The organism is Cellvibrio sp. KY-YJ-3, from assembly GCF_008806955.1.
Taxonomy (GTDB): Bacteria; Pseudomonadota; Gammaproteobacteria; order Pseudomonadales; family Cellvibrionaceae; genus Cellvibrio.
Genome location: NZ_CP031727.1, coordinates 237,023 through 251,143, shown reverse-complemented (window position 1 = coordinate 251,143; position 14,121 = coordinate 237,023). Strand labels below are relative to the sequence as shown.

Annotated in this window: 12 protein-coding genes; 9 read left to right on the top strand and 3 right to left on the bottom strand. The window is 50.0% G+C overall.

Features of this window, described 5'->3' with window-relative positions; genetic code table 11:
• Positions 1-73: 73 nt before the first annotated feature.
• Complete coding sequence (locus D0B88_RS01160) at positions 74-1,702, top strand: NAD+ synthase (RefSeq protein ID WP_151054404.1); 1,629 nt, start codon at positions 74-76, stop codon at positions 1,700-1,702.
• Positions 1,703-1,786: 84 nt separating this feature from the next.
• Here the strand turns inward: D0B88_RS01160 and D0B88_RS01155 are convergent, their stop codons facing one another.
• A complete protein-coding gene (locus D0B88_RS01155) occupies positions 1,787-2,692 on the bottom strand; it encodes an outer membrane protein assembly factor BamD (protein WP_151054402.1) in 906 nt (301 codons plus the stop codon).
• Between the two features lie 162 nt (positions 2,693-2,854).
• Here D0B88_RS01155 and rluD point away from each other — a divergent pair, with 162 nt between their 5' ends.
• From rluD to clpB, 4 genes are all read left to right on the top strand, one after another.
• Positions 2,855-3,820, top strand: a complete 966-nt coding sequence (gene rluD / locus D0B88_RS01150) for a 23S rRNA pseudouridine(1911/1915/1917) synthase RluD (RefSeq protein ID WP_151054400.1) — start codon at positions 2,855-2,857, stop codon at positions 3,818-3,820.
• Positions 3,813-4,604 (top strand): peptidoglycan editing factor PgeF, encoded by a 792-nt coding sequence (gene pgeF / locus D0B88_RS01145; RefSeq protein ID WP_151054398.1) that lies wholly within the window; start codon positions 3,813-3,815, stop codon positions 4,602-4,604. Before rluD ends, pgeF begins: the two co-directional genes overlap by 8 nt.
• Positions 4,605-4,739: 135 nt before the next feature.
• A complete protein-coding gene (locus D0B88_RS01140) occupies positions 4,740-5,243 on the top strand; it encodes a DUF4870 domain-containing protein (RefSeq protein WP_007640219.1) in 504 nt (167 codons plus the stop codon).
• 188 nt (positions 5,244-5,431) lie between these two features.
• Positions 5,432-8,089: an ATP-dependent chaperone ClpB gene (gene clpB, locus D0B88_RS01135; protein ID WP_151054396.1), complete on the top strand. Its 2,658-nt coding sequence runs from the start codon at positions 5,432-5,434 to the stop codon at positions 8,087-8,089.
• A gap of 83 nt (positions 8,090-8,172) precedes the next feature.
• Here clpB and D0B88_RS01130 read toward each other — a convergent pair whose 3' ends face one another.
• Both D0B88_RS01130 and D0B88_RS01125 read right to left on the bottom strand, forming a co-directional pair.
• Positions 8,173-9,006 carry a choice-of-anchor L domain-containing protein gene (locus D0B88_RS01130; RefSeq protein WP_007640223.1) on the bottom strand — a complete coding sequence of 278 codons (834 nt, stop codon included), beginning with the start codon at positions 9,004-9,006 and terminating at the stop codon, positions 8,173-8,175.
• Between the two features lie 242 nt (positions 9,007-9,248).
• Positions 9,249-9,671, bottom strand: coding sequence for a DUF4124 domain-containing protein (locus tag D0B88_RS01125; RefSeq protein ID WP_151054394.1), 423 nt, complete (start codon positions 9,669-9,671; stop codon positions 9,249-9,251).
• Positions 9,672-10,185: 514 nt separating this feature from the next.
• On the opposite strand from D0B88_RS01125, the gene D0B88_RS01120 reads away from it, so the two are divergent.
• From D0B88_RS01120 to D0B88_RS01105, 4 genes are read left to right on the top strand one after another with little or no spacing between them, the layout of a single operon-like run.
• Entirely contained in the window at positions 10,186-11,922 is a 1,737-nt protein-coding gene (locus tag D0B88_RS01120) for an acetolactate synthase 3 large subunit (RefSeq protein WP_151054392.1), read from the top strand.
• 1 nt (position 11,923) lies between these two features.
• A complete protein-coding gene (gene ilvN, locus D0B88_RS01115) occupies positions 11,924-12,415 on the top strand; it encodes an acetolactate synthase small subunit (RefSeq protein ID WP_007640230.1) in 492 nt (163 codons plus the stop codon).
• 35 nt (positions 12,416-12,450) lie between these two features.
• Complete coding sequence (locus D0B88_RS01110) at positions 12,451-13,251, top strand: sterol desaturase family protein (protein ID WP_198284739.1); 801 nt, start codon at positions 12,451-12,453, stop codon at positions 13,249-13,251.
• Between the two features lie 5 nt (positions 13,252-13,256).
• A complete protein-coding gene (locus D0B88_RS01105; protein ID WP_151054390.1) occupies positions 13,257-14,120 on the top strand; it encodes a fatty acid desaturase in 864 nt (287 codons plus the stop codon).
• The last annotated feature ends 1 nt before the right edge of the window (position 14,121 follow it).

Genomic DNA, 14,121 nt, shown 5'->3' with positions numbered 1-14,121 from the left:
CTGCTGACCCTGACAGTTATTCGCGCGATATTATCGCGTCAGTTTTTTTACTCTTTGATAATCATGAATTCCTATGTCGCATTTATATTTGACGCTTGCCCAAATTAATACCTTGGTTGGGGATATTCCCGGTAATACCGCCAAGGTATTGGCCTCTGCCCGCGCTGCGCTGGCACAAGGACCGGTGGATGCGGTGATATTTCCCGAACTGACCCTCACGGGCTATCCACCTGAAGATTTACTGCTGCGCCCGAGTTTGGATTTGCGTATTGAGCGCGCGCTTAACGAAATTATTGCGGCCAAGCTGCCTGTGGCGTTGATTGTGGGTTATCCGCGCAGCAAAAATGGCCAGCTATTCAATATGGCGGGTGTCATTGCCGATGGCCAGTTGATCGCAGAATATGCCAAGCAGCAGTTACCGAACTACCAGGTATTTGATGAAAAACGCTATTTTGCTGCGGGGGATTCCGCCGTTGTTTTCAACTTAAAAGGAATACCGACAGCGCTCAGTGTGTGTGAGGATATTTGGTATCCGCAACCTATGGCACAGGCCAAAGCCGCAGGCGCGCAGTTGATGATAAGTCTCAACGCATCACCTTACCATCAGCGTAAGCAGCTTGAGCGCGAAGCCATAGTTGCGCAGCGCGCCCGCGAGGGGGCGATGCCGGTGGTTTACGCCAATTTGGTCGGTGGGCAGGACGAGTTAGTGTTTGATGGTGGCTCAGTGGTGGTGGATGCCAGTGGTGCAACCCAATTCCGTGCGCCAGCGTTTGATGAAGGTGATTTCCCGGTGGTGCTCGATTGCAGTAGCACTGGCGTTGCTGTATCTCCCCAATCGCTCGCACCTATTCCCGAGAATACGGCTGCTGTTTATCAGGCGCTGGTGCTGGGTATGCGCGATTACGTCAATAAAAATCGCTTCAAAGGCGTGGTGCTGGGTTTATCCGGCGGCATCGATTCCGCATTAACCCTGGCGATGGCGGTGGATGCATTGGGCGCTGACCGTGTCGAAGCCGTGATGATGCCCTTTCGCTACACCTCTGACCTGAGTAAAAACGATGCAGCCGATGAAGCGGCTCGGCTCGGTGTGCGCTACAGCTCAATCAGTATTGAGCCCATGTACGAAGCCTTTATGGCAGCACTCAGTGATGAGTTTGCGGGCACCAAACGTGATACCACCGAGGAGAACCTGCAGGCGCGCTGTCGCGGTGTATTGTTGATGGCAATTTCCAACAAAAAAGGCTATCTGGTACTGACTACCGGCAACAAAAGTGAAATGGCGGTGGGTTACTCCACACTGTACGGCGACATGGCTGGTGGTTTTGATGCGCTGAAAGATGTGCCTAAAACCCTGGTGTTTGCGCTGTCGCGCTATCGCAATACCCTTAGCCCGGTAATCCCCGAGACGGTGATCACCCGTCCACCCTCAGCGGAGTTGGCGCCTGATCAAAAAGACGAAGACAGCCTGCCACCCTACGATGTGCTCGACCGTATTCTGGAACTTTATGTGGAACAGGACTTTAGCGCGGAAGCGATTATCCGTGAGGGCTTTGTGCGTGAGCAGGTAGAGCGCGTAGTGCGCTTGGTGGATATCAACGAATACAAGCGTCGTCAGGCGCCGGTGGGGGTGCGTATTAGCCAGCGCGGTTTTGGTCGCGATCGCCGCTACCCGATCACCTCCGGCTGGAAATTGGGCGATTAAGTAACCATCGCAATTCGTAAAAACAATAAAGGCCGCAGTGCGGCCTTTATTCTCTAGCGTTATGACTCTGGTGTGGCGCGTTAATTAATTGGCGCGCGCAACACTGGTATCGGGTCTTTTGAATTGCGGGTCGTATAGGGCGCGGGTATCAAAACCGGTAATGTCATCTTTGCTGAATAGACCAAGAGTCAGGTAGGCGAGCCAGCGTGAACGACCATTGTTGTACATGTACTCCTGATCAAAGCGGCCGTTGTTATCCAGTGCCGGGTAATCTGCGTAGTTGAGCTTAAGGATTTCCAACATTTCCTCTGCCTGGCTATCCATCTTCATTAGGTAATAACCCTGCACCATGACTGCCAATGCATCAGGAATGGCCGGGGTTTGCGGGAAGTTTTCCAGCACATAGCGGCCACGTGCTATTGCTGCCAGATAGGCGCCGCGCTTGAAGTAATAGTTAGCGACATGAATTTCATAGCGCGCCAAGTGGTTGCGCAGGTGTAACATGCGCTTCTTGGCGTCGGCGGCATAGGAACTGTCGGGAAAACGGTTGAGTAATTGGGTAAAATTGGCGAGTGATTCACGCGCCGCGCCCGGGTCGCGTTTGGACGTATCCACCGGCATTACCCGCTCAAACATCCCTTTATCTTTAGTAAAGGAACTCATGCCCAGCATGTAGTAGGCATAATCAACATTGCGATGTTGGGGGTGCAGGCGGATAAAACGGTTGGCTGTGGCGATGGCTGCATCGGGTTCACCCGAGCTGTACTGGGCGTAGATCAGCTCCAATTGCGCCTGTTCTGCATAGGTGCCAAAGGGAAAGTTTTCTTCGAGCGAGTTAAGGTTCCGGATGGCGGATTCCCACTGGCTGCGTTCAAGTTGCTGCTCGGCGGCATTGTACAAATCCGCTTCGGTGGTGTATTCGGGCTCTTTGGAGGAGCAGGCAGTCAGCAATACCAGGGTGCTGAGCATCAAACAGGGCAGGACGCGCATAGGGTTATAGACTCTTATCTCAATAAACAAAGGCCCCTTTTGCGGGGCAGGGTATTTAAACACAGAGCTTGGCGGATACCAATCTGGCAGCAAGAAAAGCTCCCAATTTCCGGTTTTTGGCAAATCATCAGTAGCCAGAAACACATCACTAGAGGTTTTTTAATGAAAGATGTTTTTGACCTGAGCGCACAGGTGCCGATCCAGATGAGCGGCATGCGCTTCGACCAGATCGCCTCCGAGTTGTTCCCTGACTTTTCCCGCTCGCGTTTGCAGAGCTGGATTAAAGACGGCCAACTCAAGGTGGATGGTCGCATCGCCAAGCCGAAAGACAAGTTGATCGGCGGCGAGCAGTTGGAATTAAAGGCGGAGCTTGAGGCTCAGGGCGAGTGGGAGCCGGAAGAGATTACGCTGGATATAGTTCATGAAGATGATGACCTGATTATCATCAATAAGCAGGCAGGCTTGGTGGTTCACCCGGCGGCGGGCAATTATACCGGTACGCTGGTGAATGCATTGCTCAACCATATTCCCGGGCTAATTAACCTGCCGCGCGCAGGCATAGTGCATCGTCTCGATAAAGAAACCACGGGTTTGATGGTGATTGCCAAAACCCTGGAAGCCCATACCGATCTGGTTGAGCAGTTGTCCGATCGCACTGTGAGCCGTGAATATGAAGCGGTGGCGGTAGGTGCGATGACCGGCGGAGGTACAGTGGATGCTCCCATGGGGCGTCACCCCATCCAGCGCAAGTTGATGGCTGTGCTCAGTGCTGGCGGTAAACGTGCAGTCACTCATTACCGTGTGGCCAAGCGCTACCCCCATCACACCCATATCCGCGTAAAACTGGAGACCGGGCGCACTCATCAAATTCGCGTTCACATGGCGCATATCGGCCACCCGCTGGTGGGCGATCAAACCTACGGCAACCGTTTTAAAATTCCCAAAGGCGCCAATCAGCATTTGATTGATACCCTCAAAGGTTTCCCGCGTCAGGCACTGCATGCGTTCAAGTTGGGGTTAGAGCACCCCGGCACCGGCGAGTACACCGAATGGACGGCGCCAATTCCGGAGGATTTCCGCAACCTCCTCGACGCGTTGAACAAGGGTTATATTCGCGACGATGAATAAACCGACGGGCAGCAACACGGAATCCTGGCATGCATTGGGGTGGATCGCACCGGATTGGCCAGCGCCAGCGAATGTGCGCAGCTGTATCACCACCCGTCATGGCGGAATTAGCCTGCCACCTTATGCGAGCAATAATCTCGGTTTGCATGTAGGTGATAATGCGCAGGCCGTCGCTCACAATCGCCAGCATTTGAGTGAACAGCTGGGCTTGTCGCAAAGCCCGCAATGGCTGGAGCAAATCCACGGCATAAAAGTGGTGGATGCGCAAAACGATGGTTTGGTGCGTACCGCCGACGGTAGCTATACCACCCAGCATGGGCTGACCTGTCTGGTGATGACGGCGGACTGTCTACCCATTTTGTTATGCGACAAGCAGGGCACTCAGGTAGCAGCCTTACATTGCGGTTGGCGCAGTTTGGCCGGCGGTATTTGTGAGCGTGGGTTGGATAAGTTCAGCGGTGCGCGCAGTGAGCTGCTTGCCTACCTCGGCCCGGCAATTTCACAGGCCCATTTTGAAGTAGGTATCGATGTGCTTGAGGCGTTTTTTACTGTAGCGCGTAATACCCTCCATGCCGATGAGATCGCCGCCGCATTTATTCCCGGTGCGCGCCCCTTACATTTTTATGCGGATATTTATGCACTGGCCCGCGCAGAACTCAACGCGTTGGGGGTGACCGCCATTTACGGTGGCGGCGACTGTACCTTTATTGAGGCGGAGCGTTTTTACTCCTATCGGCGCGACAAAACCACCGGACGCATGGCCAGCTTGATCTGGCTCGAATAAAAATAAGCATCTCGTGAATCTGTTTTGCTCCCTCGCTCGTCCAATGAGTTAATGGAGGATGTTTCAACCTGAGGCTATGCTGTTGACTCATCTGCCGTCCGCTTGTTCAACCAATTCATCATCAGGAGTTTTTTCATGGATCTCGAACAAATCGAAAAGCTGAATGACCTCAAACAAAAAGGATTAATCAGTGAAGAGGAGTATCAGCAAGCCAAAGCGCGAATTCTGGGTGGGCAAAACGACAAGGTTGTACAACCGCATACCATTTTGCAGACCAACAATTACGACTACGCCATGGTGTTACACCTCACCCAGTTTTGCTCCTGGTTGTTCCCCTTTTTGGGGTTGGTGGTACCGCTTATTATGTGGCAATCCAAAAAGGAAGATCCCTACGTGGATGAGCAGGGTAAGGTGGTCATGAACTGGGTATTCAGCTCGCTAATCTACGCCATCGTTTGTTTGATACTCTTTGTGGTGCTGATTGGCATCCCCATGCTGGCGGCACTGGCGATTTGTTCGGTGGTGTTCACTATTATGGGCGCGATGGATGCGAATAAAGGCGTTATTAAAAATTATCCACTTACCATCAAGTTTTTTGATGTGAATGAAACTCCGCGGGTGATTTCCCCTCCACTTTGATCCTCTGCACTGTTTGCTTAACACGCTTTTGAACTGATGTACTTTTGATTTAACGCAAATGGTTTCCATCTTGCCGCATTAAAACCTTCAAGCAGGTCGCCGCCTGCTTGAAATCACCTCGCTTGCCCCCACGTCTGCTTCAATCGAGTCACTGTCACGACCCGTTTTTTTATTCGCAGAGGTAAATCATGCGTATCGACCGTTTAACCAATCAATTGCAAGTTGCACTTTCCGATGCCCAGTCCATCGCGTTGGGGCAGGATCACAGCCAGCTGGATACCAGCCATTTACTGCTCGCCATGATCGACCAAAAAGGTGCGGCAAGTGTTCGTTCGCTACTCAGTCAAGCGGGTTTTGATGTCGCCGGTTTGCGTACCGCCTTAAATGAGTTGGTCGAGAATTTGCCGCAAATTAAAAACCCCACGGGCGAAGTGACTATGTCGCAGGATTTGATCAAGGTGCTCAACCTTGCCGATCGCCATGCGCAAAAAGTGGGTGATAAATTTGTCTCCAGCGATTCAGTACTACTGGTGTTAATGAGTGAAATGCAGGGCGCCGTTCCCGAGTTGCTGAAAAAATTCGGTAACGCCCAACGCTTGCAGCAGGCGATTCAGAAAGTACGCGGTGGTGAAAAAGTAGAGGACGCCGACTCCGAAGGCAATCGCCAAGCTTTGGAAAAATACACTGTGGATCTAACTGCACGCGCCGAAGAGGGCAAGCTCGATCCAGTCATTGGTCGCGACGATGAAATTCGCCGTACCATTCAAGTGCTGCAGCGCCGCACTAAAAATAACCCGGTACTTATTGGTGAACCAGGTGTAGGTAAAACGGCGATTGTGGAAGGCCTTGCCCAGCGCATCGTCAATGGCGAAGTGCCTGAAGGGTTGAAAAATAAACGCTTGCTGTCGCTCGACTTGGGTGGCTTGCTCGCCGGTGCAAAATTTCGCGGTGATTTTGAAGAGCGTTTGAAATCTGTCATCAATGAATTGAGCAAACAAGAAGGGCGCGTCATTTTATTTATCGACGAAATCCATACCATGGTCGGCGCCGGTAAAGCCGAAGGTGCGATGGATGCGGGCAATATGTTAAAGCCTGCATTGGCGCGCGGCGAGTTGCATTGTGTGGGCGCGACTACGCTCGATGAATATCGCAAATACATTGAAAAAGATGCAGCACTTGAGCGTCGCTTTCAAAAAGTACAGGTGGATGAACCGAATGAGTCCGACACCATTGCGATTCTGCGCGGATTGAAAGAGCGCTATGAAGTTCACCACGGTGTGGATATTACTGATTCCGCCATTATTGCGGCGGCAAAATTATCCCAGCGCTACATTACCGATCGTCAATTGCCCGATAAAGCTATCGATTTAATTGATGAAGCGGCGAGTCGTATCCGAATGGAAATTGATTCCAAACCGGAAGAAATGGATCGCCTTGAACGCCGCTTAATTCAATTTAAAATTGAACGCGAAGCGGTGAGAAAAGATGAAGATGAGGCGAGCAAAAAACGCTTGGCGAAACTCGATCAGGATATTGATAAGTTCGAACGCGAGTTAAACGATTTGGAAGAAATCTGGCGCGCGGAAAAAGCCGCGCTGCAAGGCTCGCAGGAAATTAAAAGCCAATTGGAGCAGGCGCGTCTGGAGTTGGAAGAAAAACGACGTAAAGGCGATTTGGCGCGTATGTCAGAACTTCAATATGGCATTATTCCGCAGCTTGAAAAACAATTGGATATGGCCGGTCAAGCAGAAATGATGGAGATGAAACTGCTGCGCAATAAGGTTACCGAAGAAGAAATTGCCGAAGTGGTTTCCAAGTGGACTGGTATTCCCGTATCCAAAATGCTGGAGGGTGAGCGCGATAAATTATTGCGCATGGAGGAGGCATTACACAAACGTGTTATCGGTCAACACGAAGCGGTAGTTGCTGTTGCCAATGCCGTACGCCGCTCCCGCGCCGGGCTTTCGGATGCCAATCGTCCCAATGGTTCGTTTTTATTTTTAGGCCCAACCGGTGTGGGTAAAACCGAGTTGTGTAAATCTCTGGCGGAGTTTTTGTTTGACACTGCCGATGCCATGGTGCGGATTGATATGTCGGAATTTATGGAAAAACATTCGGTAGCGCGTTTAATTGGCGCGCCACCGGGTTATGTCGGTTATGAAGAGGGTGGCTATTTAACGGAAGCGGTGCGCCGCAAACCCTATTCGGTATTGTTGCTGGATGAGGTGGAAAAGGCGCATCCGGATGTATTTAATATCTTGTTGCAAGTATTGGATGACGGCCGCTTAACCGATGGTCAGGGGCGCACGGTAGACTTCCGCAATACGGTGATTGTGATGACCTCCAACTTGGGTTCTGATCGCATTCAGGAGCTGGCAGAAGACCGCTCGTTTGATACCGTGAGTTTTGATACCTCGGTGAGTGAAGACATGAATAACTCACTCAATAATGAAAATCGCTACAACGCCATGAAAGATGCAGTGACGGAGGTAGTGGGCAGCCATTTTCGCCCGGAATTTATCAACCGTATCGATGAAGTGGTGGTATTTCATCCGCTGGGTCGCGAACAAATTCGCGGCATTGCCGACATCCAATTGGAATTGTTGCGCAAACGTTTGGGGGAGCGCGAATTGAGTCTGGAGTTGGATGATGCAGTGATGAATAAACTGGCCAATGTCGGTTTCGATCCGGTCTATGGTGCACGCCCGCTAAAACGCGCTATCCAGCAGCTGATTGAAAACCCGCTAGCGCAGGATATTCTCAGTGGTAAATTTATGCCCGGCGCAATCATTCACGGTAAATTATTAGGCGATAAAATTGTGTTTGATCCAAAGCGTTTAAATTGATTTGGAATACTCTTGTGTCTGAATAAAAAAACGGCCATCAAATAATTGATGGCCGTTTTTTATGTCCAGCAGTCAATAAAAAATTATTTTGCTGCCTTGCGACGGCTCCAGCCCAGTGCCGCCAGCATCAAGCCCAGCAGGGTTAATGAGGATGGCTCAGATACGCCAACAGGAGTATCGGCAAACGATTTGGCTTCAATAAAAATCCAGGAATCCAGAATGCTGTCGCCAGCATCGGCAATTGCAAATTCCATGGTGTGCAGGCCCGCGCTCAAACCTTTCAGTGTGATCTGCAAGCTTTTGGTAAAACCATCCATTTGGGTGTTGTAAACAGCGGATGTGTTATCCACAAACAGACTGCTATTTTGTGAAGTGTTAATTGTGTTGATAGTGATTGGGTCGCCCGAGCCTGGTGTTAAAGCGACATTCACGCCGTCAACAAAAAAGCCAAATACATCGTTAAATTGGCTTCCAACATATTCCAGATATTCTTCTGAACCAAATACAAAGTTGAAGAACAGATCGCCACCATTGCCACCATTAAATTCAAAATCGAATTTGAGGACACTGGCATCAAAAGTGTTGAATCCGGCAATCGCGGTGAGAGGAGCGTAACCCGCAGTTCCATTGCTGCTTCCTGCGCCGCTGCTGTTGTTAGTGCCAAGCGCGTTGGTTGCCTGACCGGTAGAGAGCACAATTCCCTTGTCGATGCTGATGCCTGCACTATTGCCATTTGTGAAGGTACCTGAAGCGCCATTAGCACCGTTGTAATTTACATTGCTGATGCTAATACCGGAGCCCAGAATTGTGTTGGCCAGTGAGCTGCCATTATTTTCGGGGGTGATAACCAGTGCGTTAGCAGCACTGCTGAGTGCCATAGCGGCGATAAAACCTGCAGTAATCAATGAAGTTTTCATGGGTATTTTCCTTTAATAAACAAATTGTATGCTGGAGTTGTCCCTAGCAGCCGTGGCTTAGCAGTTTCTGTGCCTATACGATTTTTTATTTATAAATCATAGGCTTAATCTATTTGTAATGTCGTGTAATTGTAAAAATATCCGACGAGTGCTAGCTCGCCAGACGGTGAGCGCTGAAGGTGGTTTTTTGGGGGGAGGAGGGAAGTGGCTGGGAGTGTTCCCAGCCTGAAAAAATGAGTGGATTATTCGCAGGCTTGATTGATGACTGCTTGCATTGCGGTGCGTTGTGCTTCTTTTTCTTCTTCAGTTAGCAGTCGTTGAACACCGTCTTCACCGGCAATTTTGATACGTGCAACGGTATTGAGTAGTTCCAGATTTTTTTGTGCCATTGTGCAGCGTTCCGGGTCTTTCAATGAATCGGCGACAGCATCTGTAGTTGTATTGGCTGGGGTAGTTGGTGCTGTGGGTGCTGGTGTTGGCTCGCTATGCCCGGTGCGTGTTTTAATTTGGCGAGCTTGTGAATCTTTGGGTGGGCGCTCCCCATAGTGAACTACCCCTTTTTCATCAGTCCAGGTAAAAACATTGTCTTTGGCTGCAAAGGTATTGCTGGCAGAGAAAGCCACAACCCAAGCACCAAGAATACTAATCAGGAGTTTTTGTTTCATTTGTCGCGCCCTTGTTTCAGCTATAGCCGAGAGATGCCTTCAACTATAGCGCTTATGGTCTGCGAGCGAAACCGCGGCCCCGAAAACTGTGAGCAAGCGCAAGCGGTTAGGGAAGTCTTCGCCAGAACTGGTTGGGCTAGTTAAAAAATGAACAAAAAGGTATCTAATTTCTTGACTTTGCTGGTTATCTTGGGAGAATTGCCACTCCGCTAGATGGCTGCAGATGCCCCTAAGCTTGGGCGTTACTCTGCTCCCCGCCAAGTCACCCTCTTGGCGACCCATCTACTGGCCGGGTTCCTACCAGAATCCCGCCTGAGAAAGCCGCTGTTTACCTGCACGGTTTTCGCTGATCCGATCTTGGCCTTGCCGGGTCTTGTTCGTGGATCATTCATTGCGCTTGTCCGCCTCTGTGCGCTGGCGCCTGTTTTGTGTGATGCCCCGTGTACTTGTTTCTGCTGAATACTGCGGCACACACTCGCTATTGCGACTTACATATCCTAAAAGGGGAATTATTGTGGAAATGCTTTCAGGCGGAGATATGCTCATCCGCGCGCTGAAAGACGAAGGCGTTGAGTACGTTTTCGGCTATCCGGGCGGCGCGGCACTGCATATTTACGATGCCATCTTTCGTCAATCTGACGTTAAACACATTCTCGTTCGCCACGAACAAGCAGCCACCCATGCTGCCGACGGTTACGCGCGTGCGACCGGCAACGTGGGTACAGTACTGGTGACTTCCGGCCCAGGTGCGACCAATGCCATCACCGGTATTGCGACGGCCTATATGGATTCTATTCCGATGGTGGTTATCTCCGGTCAGGTGCAAAGTCACTTGATCGGTGAAGACGCCTTTCAGGAAACCGACATGGTGGGTATCTCCCGCCCGATCGTAAAACACAGTTTTATGATCAAACACGCGAGCGAAATTCCTGAAGTCGTGAAAAAGGCCTATTACATCGCCGCGACCGGTCGCCCCGGCCCGGTAGTTATTGATGTGCCTAAAGACCTGACGCATCCGGCGTATACCTTTCCCTATGCTTACCCAGAGAAGGTAAAGCTGCGCTCTTACACGCCGGCGACACGTGGCCACTCAGGTCAGATCAAAAAAGCAGTGCAATTGCTGCTCGGCGCCAAGCGCCCGATGATCTATTCCGGCGGCGGTGTAGTGCAGGGCAACGCCTCGCATTTGCTGAAAGAGTTGGTTGATCTGCTCAACTATCCAGTGACTAATACCTTGATGGGCTTGGGTGCTTATCCCGGTACCGGCAAGAACTTCCTCGGTATGTTGGGCATGCACGGCACCTATGAAGCCAACACTGCAATGCATCACAGCGATGTGATTCTTGCTGTGGGCGCACGTTTTGATGACCGCGTAACCAACACCGTTAGCAAGTTCTGCCCGAACGCCAAAATTATCCATATTGATATTGATCCCGCATCAATTTCCAAAACCGTTACTGCTGATGTGCCTATCGTTGGTGCGGTAGATAATGTGCTCAGCGAAATGCTCAGCCTGATTAAAGACAGCGATGAAAAACCCGATGCGCAAGCCATTGCCAGTTGGTGGGAGCAAATCAACGAATGGCGCGAGCGCCACGGTATTTACACCCAAAATCGTTTTGATACCTCTGGCGATAAAATCAAACCGCAAGAAGTTATCCAGGCAATTTGGGAAGTCACCAAAGGCGACGCTTATGTCACCTCTGATGTTGGTCAGCACCAAATGTTTACCGCCCAATATTATTTGTTCGACAAACCGCGTCGCTGGATCAACTCCGGTGGTCTCGGCACTATGGGCTTTGGTTTGCCAGCGGCAATGGGCGTGCAAATGGCAGATCGCGATGCAACCGTGGTGTGTGTAACCGGTGAAGGCTCAATTCAAATGTGTATCCAGGAATTGTCCACCTGTACCCAATATCACTTACCCGTCAAAGTGATTTGTTTGAACAACCAGGCGCTCGGTATGGTTCGCCAGTGGCAAGACATGCAGTACTCCAGCCGCTACGCGGAAAGTTTGTATGAAGATTCGCTGCCGGATTTCATCAAGCTCGCGGAAGCCTATGGTCATGTCGGTATTCGTGTCACCAAACGCGAAGAGCTCAAGGCGAAACTGGAAGAGTGTTTTGCATTGAAAGATCGCGTAGTCTTTATGGATATCATGGTGGATCAATCCGAACACGTTTACCCCATGCAAGTTGCGCCCAACGGTTCCATGCGCGACATGTTGTTAAGCAAAACGGAGCGCACCTGATATGAGACGTATTATTTCTGTATTAGTTGAAAACGCTCCCGGTGCCTTGTCGCGTGTAGTAGGTTTGTTTTCCCAGCGCGGCTACAACATTGAGAGCCTCACTGTGGCACCAACCGAAGATGAAACCCTGTCGCGTTTGACCCTGACCACCATTGGCGATGATCACAAAATCGAACAAATCACCAAACACCTCAATAAATTAATTGATGTGGTTAAGTTGGTGGATTTAACCGAAGGTTCGCACATCGAGCGCGAACTTATGCTGATCAAAGTCAAAGCATCCGGTGCACAGCGCGCAGAAGTAAAACGCTGCGTGGATATTTTCCGCGGTCAAATCGTGGATGTCACCAGTACGCTCTACACCATCCAAATCACCGGCGCGAGCGACAAACTCGACGCGTTTTTACAAGCGGTGGGTGATGCAGCAATTATCGAAGTCGTGCGTACCGGTGTGTGCGGTATTTCACGTGGCGAGAAAGTGTTGAGTTTGTAAGTGTTTTTGTTTGTATGATGAAGGCCGATGCTTGCATGAGCATCGGCCTTTTTTATGAAAAATTATTTGCTGGATTCAGGTTGATGCGCGACTTTATTTTAAATTGCAATATTTTTGAGATTGCCGGTGCTGGGCTCGCATTTTTTGGTGGAATTTATCTGTTGTTTGGCATACTCAACCTGATTCTTACCCAACAGTTATTGCCGCGCTGGCGTTTGGGCGCCAAGCTTGATCCTCGCCCAATTGGCGATGGCCAGTTGGAGAGGGAATTATTATTGTCTGCCAGCTCTATCGGGATTTTTGGGGTAGGCATGATTTTTCCGTGGGGCTTGTTGCAGTTGGGGTGGGCGAAGCTCGCGGTAAATCCTTCAGTGCTGCAAACCTTGATCGAAATTTTGGTCTTGGTGGTGTGGAATGAAATCCATTTTTATGCCAATCATTGGTTGCTGCATACTCGCTGGTTGCGTCGCTTTCATTTGCCTCATCATCGCTCGGTGGTCACTACTCCTTGGTCGACCTATGCGTTTCATCCAGTAGAAGCATTAATGTTGGGCAATGTAATTTTATTGCCGATGTTGGTACATGATTTTAGTGTGTATGCACTTTTCTCTGTGCCGTTATTTAGCCTGTTGTTCAACAGTATTGGTCACTCCAATTACGATTGGAAAACCACCGGGCATAGCGTATTTCACAATGCCAGTCGCCGCCATCATTTGCATCACGCTTGTTTTAATGGCAATTACGGTTTTATGTTTCCATTTATGGATAAGCTTTTCAAAACTGCATTGCCTGCGGATGCCGCCGACAAACAAATTAATCGCTGGCGAGTGCGCTAAACACTATGCGTAACTGGCGCGATTGGCAAAGCCTGGCGTACTTGCTGGTTTTACCATTGTTGGTGTTATGGCAATGGCAACAGGGATTTAGTTGGCCACTCTATTTGTTGGAATTATTTTTAACCTTAGGCGTGGGCGTGATCCACCATAATCACACGCATTTGCGTATCTGGACTTCGCGTCGGTTAAATCGCCTTACCGATTTATGGATTACGCTGCTGCAGGGGCATCCCACCTTTGTGTTTTATCCTTCCCACATTGCTAATCATCACCGTTATCAACATGGTGAACAGGATATAACACGCACCTATCGCTTTAATACACCCGGTGCACGCGGCGACACTAATCATTTGCTGGGATATTTGTTGCATCCGCTACAGGCAATTTCAGTGTTATATCCGGAATTTATTGCTTACCTAAAACGTCGTTATAAATTCCAGCGCGCCTATTTTTATTATTGTGTATTGCAGTATCTTCTTGTTATTGGTTTCTGGCTGGCGCTGGCCGTGATCGATTGGGAGAAATGGTTAGTGCTGGTATTGATTCCGCAGCTACATGGTCTTCATTGGTTGTTGGCGACAAATTATCTTCAGCATGCGCATGCCGATGGCTCTGGCAAAAATTTACACTTTGCACGCAATTTTTATGGTTTGCTTAACCCTTTGTTATTTAATATTGGATTGCATACGGCGCATCATAAACACCCGCGTGCCCATTGGTCACAGTTGCCGGAATTGCATCAAGACTATGTTTCCCAAGTTCACCCTGCGTTGCATGAAAAAAGTTTGTTGCGTTATATGCTGCGCACCTATCTATTGGCGTTGCTGCACCCGCGTTGGCGCAGCCGCTCGTTACATCACAAGGACTAAT

Excerpts from the sequence above, each read along its gene's own strand:
- D0B88_RS01160 (WP_151054404.1), top strand. The coding sequence starts at position 74 with ATGTCGCATTTATATTTGACGCTTGCCCAAATTAATACCTTGGTTGGG.
- D0B88_RS01155 (WP_151054402.1), bottom strand. The coding sequence starts at position 2,692 with ATGCGCGTCCTGCCCTGTTTGATGCTCAGCACCCTGGTATTGCTGACT.
- rluD (WP_151054400.1), top strand. The coding sequence starts at position 2,855 with ATGAAAGATGTTTTTGACCTGAGCGCACAGGTGCCGATCCAGATGAGC.
- pgeF (WP_151054398.1), top strand. The coding sequence starts at position 3,813 with ATGAATAAACCGACGGGCAGCAACACGGAATCCTGGCATGCATTGGGG.
- D0B88_RS01140 (WP_007640219.1), top strand. The coding sequence starts at position 4,740 with ATGGATCTCGAACAAATCGAAAAGCTGAATGACCTCAAACAAAAAGGA.
- clpB (WP_151054396.1), top strand. The coding sequence starts at position 5,432 with ATGCGTATCGACCGTTTAACCAATCAATTGCAAGTTGCACTTTCCGAT.
- D0B88_RS01130 (WP_007640223.1), bottom strand. The coding sequence starts at position 9,006 with ATGAAAACTTCATTGATTACTGCAGGTTTTATCGCCGCTATGGCACTC.
- D0B88_RS01125 (WP_151054394.1), bottom strand. The coding sequence starts at position 9,671 with ATGAAACAAAAACTCCTGATTAGTATTCTTGGTGCTTGGGTTGTGGCT.
- ilvN (WP_007640230.1), top strand. The coding sequence starts at position 11,924 with ATGAGACGTATTATTTCTGTATTAGTTGAAAACGCTCCCGGTGCCTTG.
- D0B88_RS01110 (WP_198284739.1), top strand. The coding sequence starts at position 12,451 with ATGAGCATCGGCCTTTTTTATGAAAAATTATTTGCTGGATTCAGGTTG.
- D0B88_RS01105 (WP_151054390.1), top strand. The coding sequence starts at position 13,257 with ATGCGTAACTGGCGCGATTGGCAAAGCCTGGCGTACTTGCTGGTTTTA.